Source organism: Laspinema olomoucense D3b (genome assembly GCF_025370785.1).
In the GTDB taxonomy this organism is placed as follows: Bacteria; Cyanobacteriota; Cyanobacteriia; order Cyanobacteriales; family Laspinemataceae; genus Laspinema; species Laspinema olomoucense.
Map to the genome: position 1 here is coordinate 16,805 of NZ_JAMXFA010000029.1, position 15,311 is coordinate 32,115.

The following is a 15,311-nucleotide window of genomic DNA, read 5'->3' on the forward strand; positions in this document are numbered from 1 at the left end:
GCGGAATAAAAGGGCAGATACCCTCTATTATTCGTAAAGCCAAGGTGCCATCGCTGAATCCCAACTGACCAGTTCTTCCGGTGTAAACCACAGGCTAATTTCCTTAGCAGCGGTTTCGATCGCATCGGAACCGTGGATCAGGTTGCGTCCGACACTGACTCCAAAGTCTCCGCGAATCGTCCCCGGTTCTGCCGTTAAGGGATTGGTTGCGCCGATGATTTTTCGAGCGGAGGAAACCACTCCATCTCCTTCCCATACCATTGCCACCAATGGTCCGGAGGTGATGAACTTCACTAACCCAGGAAAGAATGCTTTTTCCTGGTGAACCTCGTAATGTTTCTCGGCCAACTCCCGAGGCACGCTCATCATTTTCAGTCCCACCAGGGTAAACCCTTTGGCTTCAAACCGCCGAATAATTTCCCCGATGAGTTTGCGTTGGACTCCATCGGGCTTGATTGCGATAAATGTCCGTTCCAAACCAATCTCCTAGCACTTGACGATTAACAACTATCACCCTTTAAGCGTATCTCAGAACGTCCCCTCCTCCAGGTCTGAGCTAGAATCAATTTCTCAAATTATGGGTTCGGTGTTCTCTGAAATACATGAGTTTTCGTTCAATGTGCTAATATCCACGGTTATGAGAGCGCTATTGTATTCTTCCGGTTGAGGCCGGATTAACCCTGGGTAATCCTGGGAAAGGGAGCGCCGCATGATATCCCTTGGCGGGATGATGATCAACGATTTGATGGACTGGAAGCGCGTTGTTGCGAGGCTGCGAAGAAATTATGGGAGTTAAGCCAAATATCGCCGAGACCAACCTCGGGGAAAACTCGACGGATGGGAACGGGACGGAAAACAGGGGATCTGGGGCGATCGCCCCAATTGTGTTGCATCCCTCTAAGCAGGCGCAACCTTGGACGATTGAGGAGAGTGAGGAACTCTATCGCATTACAGGTTGGGGAGAGCCTTATTTTTCGATTAATGCCGCAGGTCATGTGACGGTCTCTCCCCGGGGCGATCGCGGTGGGTCGTTGGATTTGCTAGAACTGGTCCAAGCTCTGGGACAGCGCAATCTGGATTTACCCCTGCTGATTCGCTTTTCGGATATTTTAGAAGACCGGATCGAGCGCTTGAATGCTTGCTTTTCTAAAGCGATCGCTCGCTACAAGTACCCCGGGGTCTATCGCGGGGTGTTTCCAGTCAAGTGCAACCAACAACGCCACCTGATTGAGGATTTAGTCCGCTTCGGTCAACCCCATCAATTTGGCCTGGAAGCAGGTTCTAAACCGGAACTGATGATTGCCCTCGCCACGCTGAAAACTGAGGGCGCACTGGTGATTTGTAATGGCTACAAAGACCGGGAATACATTGAAACGGCAATTTTAGCCCAGCGTCTGGGTCAACGGGCGATCGTGGTGATCGAACAGTTGGAAGAGGTGGAGATGGTGATCGCTGCCTCGAAAAACCTCGGGATTCAGCCGATTGTCGGGGTGCGGGCTAAACTGATGAGCAAAGGAATTGGTCGCTGGGGAGGTTCCTCGGGCGATCGCGCTAAATTTGGTCTGACCATTCCTGAAATTATCCATGCGGTAGATCAACTCGCTGGCGCTGATCTGCTCTCCTGTCTCCAGTTGTTACATTTCCATATTGGTTCGCAAATTTCCGCCATTAGCAAGGTTAAAGATGCTATCCGCGAAGCCAGCCAAATTTATGTGGAGTTGGCGAAGTTGGGGGCAAATATGAAGTATTTGGATGTTGGCGGCGGTTTGGGGGTGGATTACGATGGCTCTAAAACCAATTTCCATGCTTCCAAAAACTACAATATGCAAAACTACGCTAATGATATTGTGGCGGAAGTGAAGGAAGCCTGCGAAGAAGGTCAGGTATCGATGCCGACTCTAATTAGCGAAAGTGGACGGGCGATCGCCTCCCATCAGTCGGTGCTAATTTTTAATGTCCTCGGCACCAGTGATGTCTCGATTCAACCCCCTGAACCGAGTACGGAAAAAGAACATCTGATTCTGCGAAATCTCTCCGATACCTATCACTCGATTAAAGCTGAAAATTACCAAGAAGCCTATCACGATGCCATCCAATTTAAAGAGGAGGCGATTAGCTTATTTAATTTCGGCTATTTGAGTTTGCGGGAACGCGCCCGGGCGGAACAACTCTACTGGGCTTGCTGTGGGAAAATTCAGGCGATCGTTCGGGGTGCTGATTATGTCCCGGATGATTTGGAGGAGTTGGAAAAAATTATGGCCTCCATCTACTACATTAATTTATCGGTGTTTCAATCGGCGCCGGATAGTTGGGCGATCGACCAATTATTCCCAATTATGCCCATTCATCGCTTAGATGAAAAACCCACGGAACGCGGTACTCTTGCAGATTTGACCTGTGATAGTGACGGTAAAATCGACCAATTTATTGACTTGCTGGATGTGAAGCACGTTCTGGAATTGCATCGCCTTAAACCCGATGAACCCTACTATTTAGGAATGTTTCTCGGCGGTGCTTATCAGGAAATTATGGGCAATCTGCATAATTTATTTGGGGATACCAATACCGTCCATATTAAGCTGACCCCGAAAGGCTATGAAATCGAACACGTGGTCAAGGGGGATACGATGAAAGAAGTCCTCAGTTATGTCCAGTACGATTCTGAAGACATGATTGAAAGTATCCGCCAGCAGACGGAACAAGCGTTAAAAGAGGGGAATATTACCCTGCAAGAATCTCAACGATTGCTGCAAAATTACGAGCGCTGTTTGGGTCGGTACACTTATTTAACGACATAAGGTGCAACGAACTCTTACCCTAGTTTTAACTGGGGTAAGGGAACAGAAACCGGGTGTTCTCCCCCGAGAGAGGGATGAGAACTGGAGTAGTTTTTAGGGAACCCGGTTTCCAAAAAAGACTACGAGGGATGTTAAGGGCGACCTTCGCTTTCGAGGAGTTCGGCGATCGCTCTGCCTTCCTCGGGGGTATTCACAGGAATAGCCTGACGAGTGTCCGTAATCAACCAATCCAGGGCCGCTGCTTGGACATCAATGGATGCACCTGTTTTATCGACGCAGTAGCGCCCAAACACCAGCTTGTCAACTAAGCGCACCCCTGGACCTAAGCGAGAATATTCAAAAATTACGCTATTTTCCACCGTTGCGCCACTGCAAATTCGGCAACTTGGCCCGATCATCGAAGGTCCAATAATTTTGGCCCCATCTTCAATTTGCGTCATCGCCCCAATGTACACCGGCCCTTTAATATCCACCTTATCGAGGTTAACGGAGACATTTAAGCCGGTGTAAACCCCTGGAATTATCTCTTTGCCGGGAATCGAGACATTTTGGATCTCTCCGGTTAATACCCCGCGAATTGCTCTCCAATAGTCCGGAACTTTTCCAATATCCACCCATTGGAAATCCATTGCAATGCCGTAGAATGGAGCACCCATTTCTACCAGTTGCGGGAATAGCTCACCCCCGATATCATATTCTTGGTCCGAGGGGATGTAATTCAACACTTCCGGCTCGAAAATATAAATACCCGTGTTAATGTTGGTACTCATCGCTTCTTCTACGGACGGTTTTTCTTGGAACTGCTTGACGCGGCCCGTTTCGTCCGTAACAATTACCCCATAACTGGATACTTCTTCCCGGGGGACAGATTTCATGACGATGGTGGCGATCGAGCCTTTTTCTTTGTGCCACTTAACTGCTTCCGTTAAGTCCAGATCGATTAAAGCATCTCCACAAAGCACAACAAAGGTATCATCGAAAAAAGGGTTAAAGTCTTGGATGCGCTTCATGCCGCCCGCACTTCCGATTGCCTCCCCAACAAGTTCGCCATCCACAATCCGACCTTCAAAGGAATAGCCAATTTCGACGCCAAATCTTTGTCCATCCCGGAAATAGTTTTCGATTTCGTTGGCTAGGTGGCTAACGTTGACCATGATTTGGTTAAAACCATGCTGGCGAAGCAATTCCACTAAAAACTCCATCACTGGTTTTTGCAGGATGGGAATCATCGGTTTGGGGGTGGTGTATGTAATCGGACGGACTCGGGTACCCTTACCCGCTGCCAGAATCATGGCTTTCATAGATATTTTTCTCTTATCCTTGAGCCTATCAATTTTAACGAATTAATGTTTTGAAATTGCAAAAAGTTGTTATCTTTTAGTCGTGATCCGGAAGGGAAGGTCCACCCCGGGGAATGAGGCTTGGGGTGAGGGGTTGAGCGATCGCCCTGTAATTCCTAGTCCCCCTGCCCTTCCTGGGGTCCCTGGCCGACTCGGTGGGTGGCAAGGTGGTTCCGGTTTAGGCTTTCTCTGGAGGGGGGTGCAGTGGTGTGGGTTAAACCATGACCTCGTTGAGAGTGGGGGGGTTCTCTAGGGCCACTGGATCGACGATCGCCCGGATTTTGAGCTCTCCGTAAAATTGTTCTTGAGACAGTTCCACCTTAGACTGAGCGGATAACAAGAGCAGGGCCGAAAAGACACCCACTCGGTCATTAGAAGTTGGGAGGGACTGGGCAGTGGCGGATTCTCCCGAGGGGCGATCGCCTCGCTGGTCCATCAACCCCTCTAAAAGGGCCTCCAACTCTAACCAGGATTCACAGATATCCAGTTTTTCCGCGTAAGCTAACAAAAAACGAGTCAGGCGATCGGCCACTTCTGAAATATTTTCTTGTTCTGCTAACTCCGTCAGCGCCCGAACCGTACTCGCCGTCGATTTCGACCCGCCATGTCGTTTCGCACGGCGGCGTGGGGGCGTTTCGATCGCCATTGACATCAACTGCAACTGCTCAATCAACTCTTGAAGCGTAACCCGGCGTTTTTTAGGCGTGGGTGCTACTGCCCGTCGTTTGAGTTGCAATTCTAACTGTCTGGGAACATTCCCCCCTTGCCCTTCCTCATCCATCGGGTCCAGAAATTCCGCCTCTTCCTCCTCCGAGGCATTCGGGTCATCGATCACCGATTCCGAACGCGCTAGAGCATCTGCTTTCAATAAAACCAACATCGAGGCATATAGAAACGCCTGTCCCGTCTCCGATAAAGCCGCTTCCCGCTCAACTCGTCCTGCTTCATGAACTTGAGACAGTCTACTGAGATATCGGTCAATCACCTCAATCACTTGGACATCCCAGGGATCGATTTCTCCAGTTTGTGCCAACTCGATGAGGAGTGAGATCGCATTTTGAGCTAAAGAACCAGTCATATCCCTTTTTTATTTTAAAAGTTAAAGTGGGTGCAGCGTGGCTGTTCAGTCTTTTGATTATATCATTCTTAAAGACCGGCCTACTCCTTGATTTGACTCCGATTAAACGCCATGTCAAAGAGTTTTCTAGGTGAGAATAGGGGTTTAAACTATTGGCAACCCTCAACTTCTCGACCCTACATTTAGGGGTGAATGTTAAACCAGGGGCCCCGCGTCGAGTTCAGCGTGATGGGGTGCTTTGCTCTCAACCCCGGGTCCCTAGGAATGAAAAATCCTCCTAAAACACCGCTTAGGAATAGTCATGACAAAAATTATCCCCAGTTTTTGGGTAAACCGGAACACTCTGTGAGGAGGCGATCGCGATGGTGGATAATTTTTAAGTTCAAAATTCCCTAAAATCTGGGTTGGAGAGGATGATCCAGACTCGGGGATGAAAATGGGGATGCACCAAGATCAGGGATTAACGAAGACGATGCACCCAAACAACCGATTCCTTGACAGTCCCGATAACTCAGACTCAGTTCTGCACCCATTGGGATTTATTTGTCTGTCACAAAACGTCTTTTTTGCGAGGAGACAATTCCTAGACCCGATAGGATAATGGCAGTGACCATGCCCGGTTCGGGAATTTTTTGGCTAGTGGGCGCTTCCCATTCTATGGTGCTTGCCCCTCTGAAGGTACACTGATCTGCTTCAGAGCAATCCATCATCATGCCCTGATGGGGGCTAGGAACCTCAGCGGAAGCAGCGGATACAGGTATAAACCCACTCAGTCCGATTTGAACGATAGATACACAGACCAGTCCCAGAGATAGTTTTAAAAACATCATTTACTTCACTCAATTTTTTGACGATTTATGCTGTTATTAACAGAATCTTTTAAAATTGCTTAATTGTCGCGAAGGTTACTCACTGCGGTTTCGTGTTTGTGGTCGGTTGGGTGCTGTGAGTGAAGTCACATCAGCCTCCAGGAGTAGCGCTCAGGGCGTTTCCCACTGAAGGCAGATTGTCGTCCCTCAATTCCTTGCTGAGACTAATTTAATGCGAAACTTCTGGAGCTTCATCTGTCTTGAGTGAGATTTGCAGGTGAGACAATTTGAGGCTGGGGTGAACCTAAAGATAGAGTTAAAAACCCGAAGGATTAAACGTTGAGTCAACCACTTTATCCGGAATCCGGTCCTGATAGACCTATCACAACCGGATTTGGTATGAGCTAACCGCTATGAGGATTCCCCGTACCCGGAATAGAAATAGCCTGCGCTATCGGGAATAGATAGCGCAGGCTATGAGATGGAATGGCAATTAGCGAAGCTGTTCTAATTGGGGCGTAACCTGAACCTGGAGGGTTTGACCCAATAACAAGAGACGACGGAGTTGGACTGGATCTCCGGGAGAAATGGCGAAAGATTCAGCAGAACCCGAGGCAATATTAGTATCCAGAGAGGGGATAGCGTGGCGATCGAGTTGACCCGTGAGCCAATAGAAATAAAGCTCTTGAGAGCGTTCTAGGGACAAGCCGAGATTGAGACGTTGACCGACGGCAATCAGGCGTTCTAAGCGCTGAATAGCGGCCTCTAGGAGTTCCGGTTGGACTTCGTGGAGGAGGTCCCAGAGCGATCGCAGGATGGACCGTTCTAAAATGAGTTTGGCTTCGGGGAGATAGAGATTACAACGGGTATGTTCAGCTTCCGTGGCGATCGCTTCTAACTCGCCTAAATGAGCGGACATTACCTGTCCATCAGCCTGAGCATTCCCCAATTCCTGTTCTAAACCCAGGACGGACTCGGTACAGCGATGGCCCAAAGCAATCTCTGCGGCAACCTGTAACTCTTTCGGGACCGGCAGTTCATCCCGATGGAAGCCCATCATGATCCCATAATTATCCCGATACACCTGGCTGTAAAGTTGGTCGAGGCGCATCAAGGTTTCTTGACTTAATAGGCGCATAATCCGATGGCGTTCCTCGGCGAACAGGTCGCGCAGATTATAGGATTTCCCATCAAAATGCTCATTCATGGCCAAAATAGCATGGGCGGCACTGGCTTCTTGCAGGACGCCGAACAGATGCTCTTTCATCTCGGTGTAGGCCCGTCGTCCCGTGAAGGGTTGAATGCAGCAATGGAAATCCCAACCGCCGATATGGAGTACGGCAAAGACTAAATCGACACTTTCTCGGGTGATTTCCGAAACCAGTTGAAGTTGTCCGACTCCCAGGGTCAGGGGACCCATGCGTTGCAACTGATAATCCCGTTGGTAAGCGTCATAGCAGTACACCCGCTGTTGGGGGCCATAGCTGGTAAAGAGTCCACTGATGGCGTAATGGGCGGCAACTTGCTCTAAGCTAATCTGAGCGGTTTGGACCAGATGGCGATAAACCCCAGCCCCATCTTTAAAGGCATCGACGTTACTGGGTGCGAAGGCAAGACGGGCGATAAATTCTCGTTCGAGTTGGACTCCGGCGACATCTCCGGCAAGTTCGATCGCCCGGGCGGCATAGCGGAGGATTTGCACCCCTTCTGGGCGGGAGAGTTCTTCAAAGAACCAGCCGCAACTGGTGTACATCAGCAAGCTGTGCCGCTGCATTTCCAGCAGGCGCAGGCCATCTACTTGTTCCAGGGGGGTGAGGGGGTGAGTTTGATGGTGTCGGAAGAAGCGGTCAATATTTTCCGGGGAGCGATCGCGGACGATTTTGATATATTCATCCCGAGCCTGCCAGGGGTCTAAGAAGAGGTGGCGACCTTGTTCTTCATAGATCTCGGTGAGTTGATCCCGCAACCAGTTGAGCGACTCACGCAGGGGACGCCGCCACTTTTGATGCCAACCGCCACCGCCACCGCAACCACAATCTTCCTGCCAGCGATCGACCCCATGAGCGCAACTCCAAGCGGTGACGGATTTGAGTTGGACTTCCCAGGAGGGGGGACTGATGCTTAAATAATGGGCAAAGTTAGTGACGGTCCAGCCATGTTTGGGGAATTCGCTAACGAAAGCGTAGGCGAGACATTTTTCGGTTCCGCCCTTGTGGTGACCGAAGGTTTCGCCATCGGTGGCGACGGAGAGTAACTGACTGGGGCGACCATCTCCTTGAATGGCTAACCCTAAGCGTCCCAGGAGGTTATGGGAATTGTTCAGGAGGTCATCAAAGCCCATATCGCGGGAAATCGGACCATCGTAGAAGAAGATATCGATGGATTTACGGTCCTCTCCCCCTTGGGGATCTGGGAGAAAACAACGATAAGGCCGGGTGGGATCAATTTGTGCGCCACCGACTTCGATCCAGTCGGTTTGGGTTTCTTCATCGGTGGGGATCACCCGGCAGCGTTGGGCTTGGGAGGGGGCTAGAATAATAAATTGGATGCCTTCGGCAATTAGGATTTCCAGGGTGGCATAGTCTACGGCGGTTTCGGCTAACCACATTCCCTCGGGATCACGGCCAAAGCGGGAGCGGAAGTCTTCTTTACCCCAGCGAATTTGGGTGTATTTATCCCGTTCGTTGGCGAGGGGCATGATGATGTGGTTGTAGACTTGGGCGATCGCATTGCCATGACCATTGAGACGCTGTGCACTTTTGCGATCGGCTTCAAGGATGCGATTGTACACTTCTCGGTCATAGCGTTCCAGCCATGTCATTAAAGTTGCACCGATATTAAAGCTGAGATATTCATAGTTATTGACGATCCCCACCACTTCGCCGCAGTCGTTCAAGACTCGGGCGTAGGCATTAGGACGATAGCATTCGTGATAAATCCGCTCGTTCCAGTCGTGAAAGGGCGAGGCACTCGGTTGCCGCTCGATCGCATCTAAATAAGGGTTTTCTCGCGGAGGTTGGTAAAAATGTCCGTGAATGGAGACATAGACGCCTGTGGCGGTTTTGATGGGGTCAACTTTCGTCGGTTCTGTCCGAGTTCCTGGGATTTCTTCTGGAGTTAAGGAAGTTAAGGTGGGATTCAGCATAAGTGCTGTGTCGGTGGGGGTTGTCATACTGTTAGATCTACAACTAAACAATCGATAAAATCTATCTTTAGGCAGGCCATTTCTGGGGTACAGAGTATGGGATTAAGTGCAGGCAATTTTAAGAAAGGGGGAGGCGATCGCGAACGGCAATGACAAACTTGGCACAAACTGCCGGGGTCTAAGCCTCAACCGTCATAGCCTTTGCTGTTACTTCAACATCATCTCTAGGGCTATCTCTTACGCGATCGCTGTTCTATCCGTTTTCTGCTATGAAGCTATCTGTCGGCACTATAACCGATCCCCATTGCAAATAGTGTCACCCCTGTCTTAATTTCACACTTCAAAACAAATCTTTATTTAATGAAACTTGCAAATCAAAATGTCTATGCTATAATCCGCTTCTTACGACTTCCATCGGGGTTTGTATCTTGCTCCTGAATACATTCAAACCCAAGGTTACGCGCTTTTGTGCTACAACAGGTTTCGTTATGACTAAACGAATGCTGAACTCCTAGTCTAATTACCTAGCCAAGGCCGGAGGGAACCGATAGAAGGGGCGGCACGTGAACCCGCCTTGTCTTGAAGCAAGCCCAATCATGCAGGCCAATTTCAAGACACTCTATAAGCTGAACTCTCCGGAAAACCGTCAGCTCAACCGGACTAAAACTCTAACGGGAGCGGTCGTTCCACCCCCCAGACTCGGACCTCAAAAGCCCGGTTAGCGGCCTAGGAAGGCCCGCAAATCTTCCCGATTCTTCCGGTTCAATTACCACTCATTTTTTTACTGAGACCTAACCAATTTGATGTCCATCAAAAACATTATTTTCATCGGTTTACTTGTTTTTGTTCCCATTTCCATTGCCGGTCATTTTCTCCACTGGGGAGCCTTAACGATTTTTTTAACCGCTTGTTTGGGAATTATTCCCTTAGCTGCTTGGATGGGAACCGCCACGGAAGAAATTGCGGTGGTTGTCGGTCCAAATATTGGAGGATTGTTGAATGCCACCTTTGGCAATGCCACGGAATTAATTATCGCCCTCGTTGCGCTCAATGCTGGATTTATCAATGTCGTCAAAGCCAGCATTTCCGGGTCAATTATGAGTAACCTGCTCCTCGTCATGGGGTTGTCCATGCTACTGGGAGGGCTGCGGTACAAACAACAAGAATTTCAACCGATTGTAGCCCGGTTGAATGCTTCGGCGATGACTCTGGCGGTAATCGCCATGTTACTGCCCACAGCGGTAGATTTCACCTCCACCGGCATCGAAGAAAAGACTATGCAGCAACTCTCAACCTGCGTGGCAGTCGTCTTAATCCTCGTTTATCTCTTAACCCTGGTGTTTTCCATGAAAACCCATGCCTACCTCTGTGATGTCGGGGAAGCGGAGTTAGAAGGGGAAGAAGGTGAAGCAGTTAAACCGCCGAATGTCTGGTTATGGACGGGGGTACTATTAGCCTGCACCCTGATGGTAGCTGTCGAATCAGAATTGTTAGTCGATTCCCTGGAAGAAGCTACTTCTATGTTGGGATTAACCGCACTCTTTACCGGGGTGATTGTAGTTCCCATTATTGGCAATGCTGCGGAACACGCGACGGCAGTTACAGTGGCGATGAAGAATAAGATGGACCTGTCCGTGTCCGTGGCCCTGGGTTCCAGTTTACAAATTGCCTTGTTTGTTGCGCCTGTCTTAGTCATTGCCGGTTATATCCTGGATAAACCGATGGATTTGGACTTCAACCCCTTTGAACTGGTGGCAGTTGCGGTATCGGTTGTTATTGCTAATTCTGTCAGTTCCGATGGCCGTTCTGATTGGCTGGAGGGGACTTTGCTCCTGGCGACTTATCTCGTGTTGGGATTAGCATTCTACTTCCATCCGGCGATTCCAGGGATTGGTTAAAAATTTGGCATTGGGTTAAAAGAATTCGATAAAATCAGGGTGAGCAATGCTCACCTTTTTTTTTGCTAGATTTTTTTGAGGTAGATGGGTTGGGGGTTGGCGCGTTTGAACCTGTTAAGAGAGCGATCGCCAATCATGCAGCCAGACTTATACCGCAAGACAACTGCCGAGAATCCCACCTATACTACAGATAGTGGTTTCCTGAATTTGCGATCGCCCCAAGTCTCCACTCCCCCGCTCAATCCAGCCCCCAAGCGTTTATGAGCTATTGCATCAACCCCACCTGTCCTTCCCCCCACAATCTAGATCACAAACTCTTCTGTCTCGGTTGTGGGATGCAATTGTTGCTGAATCGACGGTACCGCCCGGTGAAGGCCCTCAGTTCTGGGGGCTTTAGCGTCATTTACCAGGTGGATGACCAAGGCTTACCCAAAGTCCTCAAAGTCCTAAATCTCTCCCAATTTACCACCCTCCAAGCCCAAAAAAAAGCGGTTTCCCTCTTTGAACGAGAAGCGCGGGTACTCAGTCAACTCCATCGCCAGGGAATTCCCTATATGGAACCCTCGGCTTATTTTACGATCGCCCCTCCGGACCGCAAACCTCCCTTACATTGTCTCGTCATGGAAAAAATCGAGGGAGTTAACCTCGAAGAATGGCTCAAACAACAACCCACTTCCCTCACCCAATCCCTTGCTTTAAAATGGCTTAAACAATTGGTCCTGCTTCTGGAAGAAGTCCATCAGCACCAATTTTTCCATCGGGATATTAAACCCAGTAATATCATGCGCCAACCTGATGGCAATCTGGCTTTAATTGACTTTGGGACCGTTCGTGAGGTCGCCCATCAGGAACTCTCATCCCAAAATATCATCCCTGCCGGAACCGTCATCATTTCCCGAGGATATGCGCCACCGGAACAGGAAAAAGGGCATACAGTGGAACAATCTGACTTTTTTGCCTTGGGTCGAACCTTTGTCTATTTGTTAACCCGCCAGCATCCCCTGACCTTTTATGAACCCTATACGGACGAATTTCGCTGGCGCAGTAGTGCGCCTGGGGTTTCCGATGAGTTTGCCGAATTCCTCGATCGCCTGATGGCACCTTTCCCCTCCCAGCGTCCCCGCAATACCGGGGAAATTTTATCGGAACTCGCCCGTTTAGAGCAGATTCAGAACAGCCCCCCCGGGGTTCATGCCGTCCCACCCACCCGGAAAATTGCTTTACCTACACCCTCTGCCATTAAACCTACTAGCCCCGATTTTACCCTTGAGCGCACCTTAATCGGGCATCAAGATGGGGTTTGGTCTGTGGCCCTTTCTCCTCGGGGTCATATCCTCGTCACCGGCAGTTGGGATAAAACGATTAAAGTCTGGAATGTCGCTACGGGGCAGTTATTACGGACTCTGATGGGTCATCAGGAGGCGGTGTGGTCCGTGGCAGTCACTGCCGATGGTAAAACCCTGGCGTCCGGCAGTTCAGATCAGCAGATTAAAATCTGGAACCTCCCCACGGGACAATTAATTCACACCCTCACGGGTCATTCTAACTGGGTCGCGGCAGTGGACCTCTCCCCCGATGGGACCCTGATTGCCTCGGGGAGTTCGGATAAAACCATTAAAGTTTGGTCTGTCCAGAGTGGGGAATTAATCCACACCCTCCAGGGTCACCGCTATGCCGTCACTTGCATCGCCTTTACTCCCGATGGCAAAACCTTAGTCAGTGGCAGTGGGGACAAAACCCTGAAAATTTGGTCCCTGACGACGGGAGAATGCTTCTCGACTTTCACGGGACATCGCGCCTCGGTGACTTGCCTTGCCATCAGTCCTGATGGCAAAACTGGGGTGAGTGGGGATGTGAAGCAGACTCTTTGTGTCTGGGATTTAGAGACGCAAAGACTAAGCTATACCCTGACGGGTCATTCGGGTACGATTTGGTCGGTGGCGATCGCCCCGGATGGCGAACAGTTTGTCAGCAGTTCTCGGGATAAAACGGTTAAAATTTGGAACTTACAGACTGGCGAATTACGCAGCACTCTCATGGGTCATCGCAGTGCCATTAATGGGGTGGCGATCGCCCCGAGTGGGAAAGTGCTTGTCAGTGCCAGTCATGACCAAACCATCAAAATTTGGCGATCGGCCAGTCCACTCTCAACCGCTGCGATCGGTTCATGAGTTTCTCGCCAACAGCTTGCTCTTATCCCTAACTCCTCTCAAAATTAGCCCACTTCTGTTCCGTTCCCCCCTTCAATCTCGCCCTACATGGGCGACTTGGGTAAACGGCTATTTCTTTTTAGGGAGTCCGATTAACCCCTTTAGATAGAGGCAAACTTCCCTATAGAGACGATAACTTAAAGAAACATTAGAAAACTGTCATAAATGGCTCGGACCATTCAGTCTGAAAAAAAACAGAGCATTCCCCTTCCTCCTACTACAGCATCGGGACAGGATTACAGCCAAGGGACAATAAACCGGGTTTATCGCCCAGATTTCCTGCTAGTTTCTACAAATTTTCTTCCCTAACCTCGGTTTGTCTTCCCCCTACTGTACCGACGCTGTAGCCTACAACCTTAATAGACAACTAAACGCCCATCTAAGCCCAAGAGGTACAATTATTATGAACCCTGAATCCAATCGACCGCCAGAATTCCTCTCAGAAGAGGGAGACAATAATTTACTCTGGGATTACTTACAATCCTTGAGTCCAGAAGCTATTTCCCAACTCTCTCGACCTAGTTCCTCTGATGTGTTTCAAGTTATGGAACGCAACATCATCGGTTTATTAGGAAATCTCCCCCCGGAACACTTTGGCGTTACGATTACGACGAATCGCGAACATCTCGGACGGATTCTAGCCTCAGCGATGATTAGTGGCTATTTTCTCCGCAATGCCGAGCAACGCATGGCTTTTGAAAACTCTTTACAATTTACCGAATCTCATCCTAAACTTCATGAGTAAATGGAGGGTGAAGTCCTAGGGTGGAGTTGAACAAACTTGCAGCAGAACCAGAGTATTACTCGAACCTCGGCAGGCTCATCCCTGAGTTTGCCGAATTTTGCTATTTTAGACTTGCGGGAATCTCTGCTGAGTTGGTACGCCCAAGGGGGAAGAGATTTACCTTGGCGTCAGCAACGAGATCCGTATCCGATTTGGATCTCGGAAATTATGTTACAGCAGACCCAAGTTAAGACGGTTATCCCCTATTATCATCGCTGGTTGGAGCGGTTTCCAACTCTCATCAGTTTAGCTGAATCGAGTCAACAGGATGTGCTCAAATTGTGGCAAGGGTTGGGATATTATGCTCGGGCACGCAATTTACACGCCTGTGCTCGGGCGATCGTTCAGGACTATGATGGCAGCTTTCCCAGGACCCTAGAAGCGGCGCTGGCGTTACCGGGAATTGGGCGAACCACTGCCGGGGGGATCCTCAGTGCGGCGTTTAATTTACCTCTGCCCATTCTTGATGGGAATGTCAAGCGAATTTTCGCTAGACTCATAGGGTTGCGGGTGCCACCAGCAAAGGCCATGAAGCTGTTATGGCAGTGTTCAGAAGTTTTGCTGGATCCTGAAAATCCTCGGGATTTTAATCAGGCTTTGATGGATTTGGGGGCGACTCTATGCACTCCCAAGGCTCCTGAGTGCAGTCGCTGTCCTTGGATGGCTCACTGTCAGGCTTATCAATTACAGATGCAGGCTGATTTACCCATGCGTGAAACTTCTAGTCCCCTCCCCCATAAACTCATCGGTGTGGCTGTGATTTGGAATGATCGCGGAGAGATTTTAATTGATCGGCGACGTCAGGAGGGACTCCTGGGGGGGTTATGGGAATTTCCGGGAGGGAAAATCGAACCGGGAGAAACGGTATCTGATTGTATCCACAGGGAAATTCGGGAAGAGTTGGCGATCGAGGTGGAAGTGGGTGCCCAACTGATTAGCCTAGAACACGCTTATACCCATTTTCGGGTCACGTTAACGGTTCATCATTGTCGCCATGTTGCCGGGGAACCACAACCCCTGGAATCGGATGAGGTGCGCTGGGTGCGATTGGATGAAATTGACCAGTTTCCATTTCCAAAAGCGAATGTCAAGATTATTGAGGTGTTACGTCAGCCGGAAAATTCTTCGTTTAAGCCGTAACCGGAACCCAAATCAGCTAAGGCTTTAAGTTAGGGTTTTAGGGTAGAGAGGCACCGGTTAGGTGCATCTCTTTGAGGGAATATTGGGGTGTGACTGCTCAATTTAGAAG

Annotated in this window: 11 protein-coding genes; 6 read left to right on the forward strand and 5 right to left on the reverse strand. The window is 49.6% G+C overall.

The annotated features are described in order from the left end of the window. Positions 1-27: 27 nt before the first annotated feature. Positions 28-477, reverse strand: a complete 450-nt coding sequence (gene ndk, locus NG792_RS19560; RefSeq protein WP_261197294.1) for a nucleoside-diphosphate kinase — start codon at positions 475-477, stop codon at positions 28-30. Between the two features lie 308 nt (positions 478-785). Between ndk and speA the strand changes: the two genes are divergently transcribed. Further along, positions 786-2,798, forward strand: a complete 2,013-nt coding sequence (gene speA, locus NG792_RS19565) for a biosynthetic arginine decarboxylase (protein ID WP_261236507.1) — start codon at positions 786-788, stop codon at positions 2,796-2,798. 131 nt (positions 2,799-2,929) lie between these two features. On the opposite strand, the gene NG792_RS19570 is transcribed toward speA, so the two are convergent. The 4 genes from NG792_RS19570 to NG792_RS19585 form a co-directional block, all read right to left on the reverse strand. Beyond that, positions 2,930-4,099: a nucleotidyltransferase family protein gene (locus NG792_RS19570; RefSeq protein ID WP_261236508.1), complete on the reverse strand. Its 1,170-nt coding sequence runs from the start codon at positions 4,097-4,099 to the stop codon at positions 2,930-2,932. 253 nt (positions 4,100-4,352) lie between these two features. Then, entirely contained in the window at positions 4,353-5,216 is an 864-nt protein-coding gene (locus tag NG792_RS19575) for a segregation/condensation protein A (protein ID WP_261236509.1), read from the reverse strand. A 539-nt stretch (positions 5,217-5,755) separates the two neighbouring features. Next, the gene (locus NG792_RS19580) at positions 5,756-6,046 is read right to left on the reverse strand and encodes a hypothetical protein (RefSeq protein ID WP_261200141.1); all 291 of its coding nucleotides are present in this window, start codon (positions 6,044-6,046) and stop codon (positions 5,756-5,758) included. A gap of 472 nt (positions 6,047-6,518) precedes the next feature. Then, positions 6,519-9,170: a DUF3536 domain-containing protein gene (locus tag NG792_RS19585; protein ID WP_435387592.1), complete on the reverse strand. Its 2,652-nt coding sequence runs from the start codon at positions 9,168-9,170 to the stop codon at positions 6,519-6,521. 803 nt (positions 9,171-9,973) lie between these two features. Between NG792_RS19585 and cax the strand changes: the two genes are divergently transcribed. The 5 genes from cax (at position 9,974) to mutY (ending at position 15,202) form a co-directional block, all read left to right on the forward strand. After that, positions 9,974-11,068, forward strand: a complete 1,095-nt coding sequence (gene cax / locus NG792_RS19590) for a calcium/proton exchanger (protein ID WP_261236511.1) — start codon at positions 9,974-9,976, stop codon at positions 11,066-11,068. 105 nt (positions 11,069-11,173) lie between these two features. Next, on the forward strand, positions 11,174-11,332 hold the full coding sequence (locus NG792_RS19595) for a hypothetical protein (protein ID WP_261236512.1): 159 nt from the start codon (positions 11,174-11,176) through the stop codon (positions 11,330-11,332). Next, complete coding sequence (locus NG792_RS19600; RefSeq protein ID WP_261236513.1) at positions 11,329-13,239, forward strand: serine/threonine-protein kinase; 1,911 nt, start codon at positions 11,329-11,331, stop codon at positions 13,237-13,239. Before NG792_RS19595 ends, NG792_RS19600 begins: the two co-directional genes overlap by 4 nt. Positions 13,240-13,681: 442 nt before the next feature. Next, positions 13,682-14,023 (forward strand): DUF760 domain-containing protein, encoded by a 342-nt coding sequence (locus NG792_RS19605; protein WP_261200146.1) that lies wholly within the window; start codon positions 13,682-13,684, stop codon positions 14,021-14,023. 36 nt (positions 14,024-14,059) lie between these two features. Further along, positions 14,060-15,202 carry an A/G-specific adenine glycosylase gene (mutY, locus tag NG792_RS19610; RefSeq protein WP_261200147.1) on the forward strand — a complete coding sequence of 381 codons (1,143 nt, stop codon included), beginning with the start codon at positions 14,060-14,062 and terminating at the stop codon, positions 15,200-15,202. Positions 15,203-15,311 lie beyond the last annotated feature (109 nt).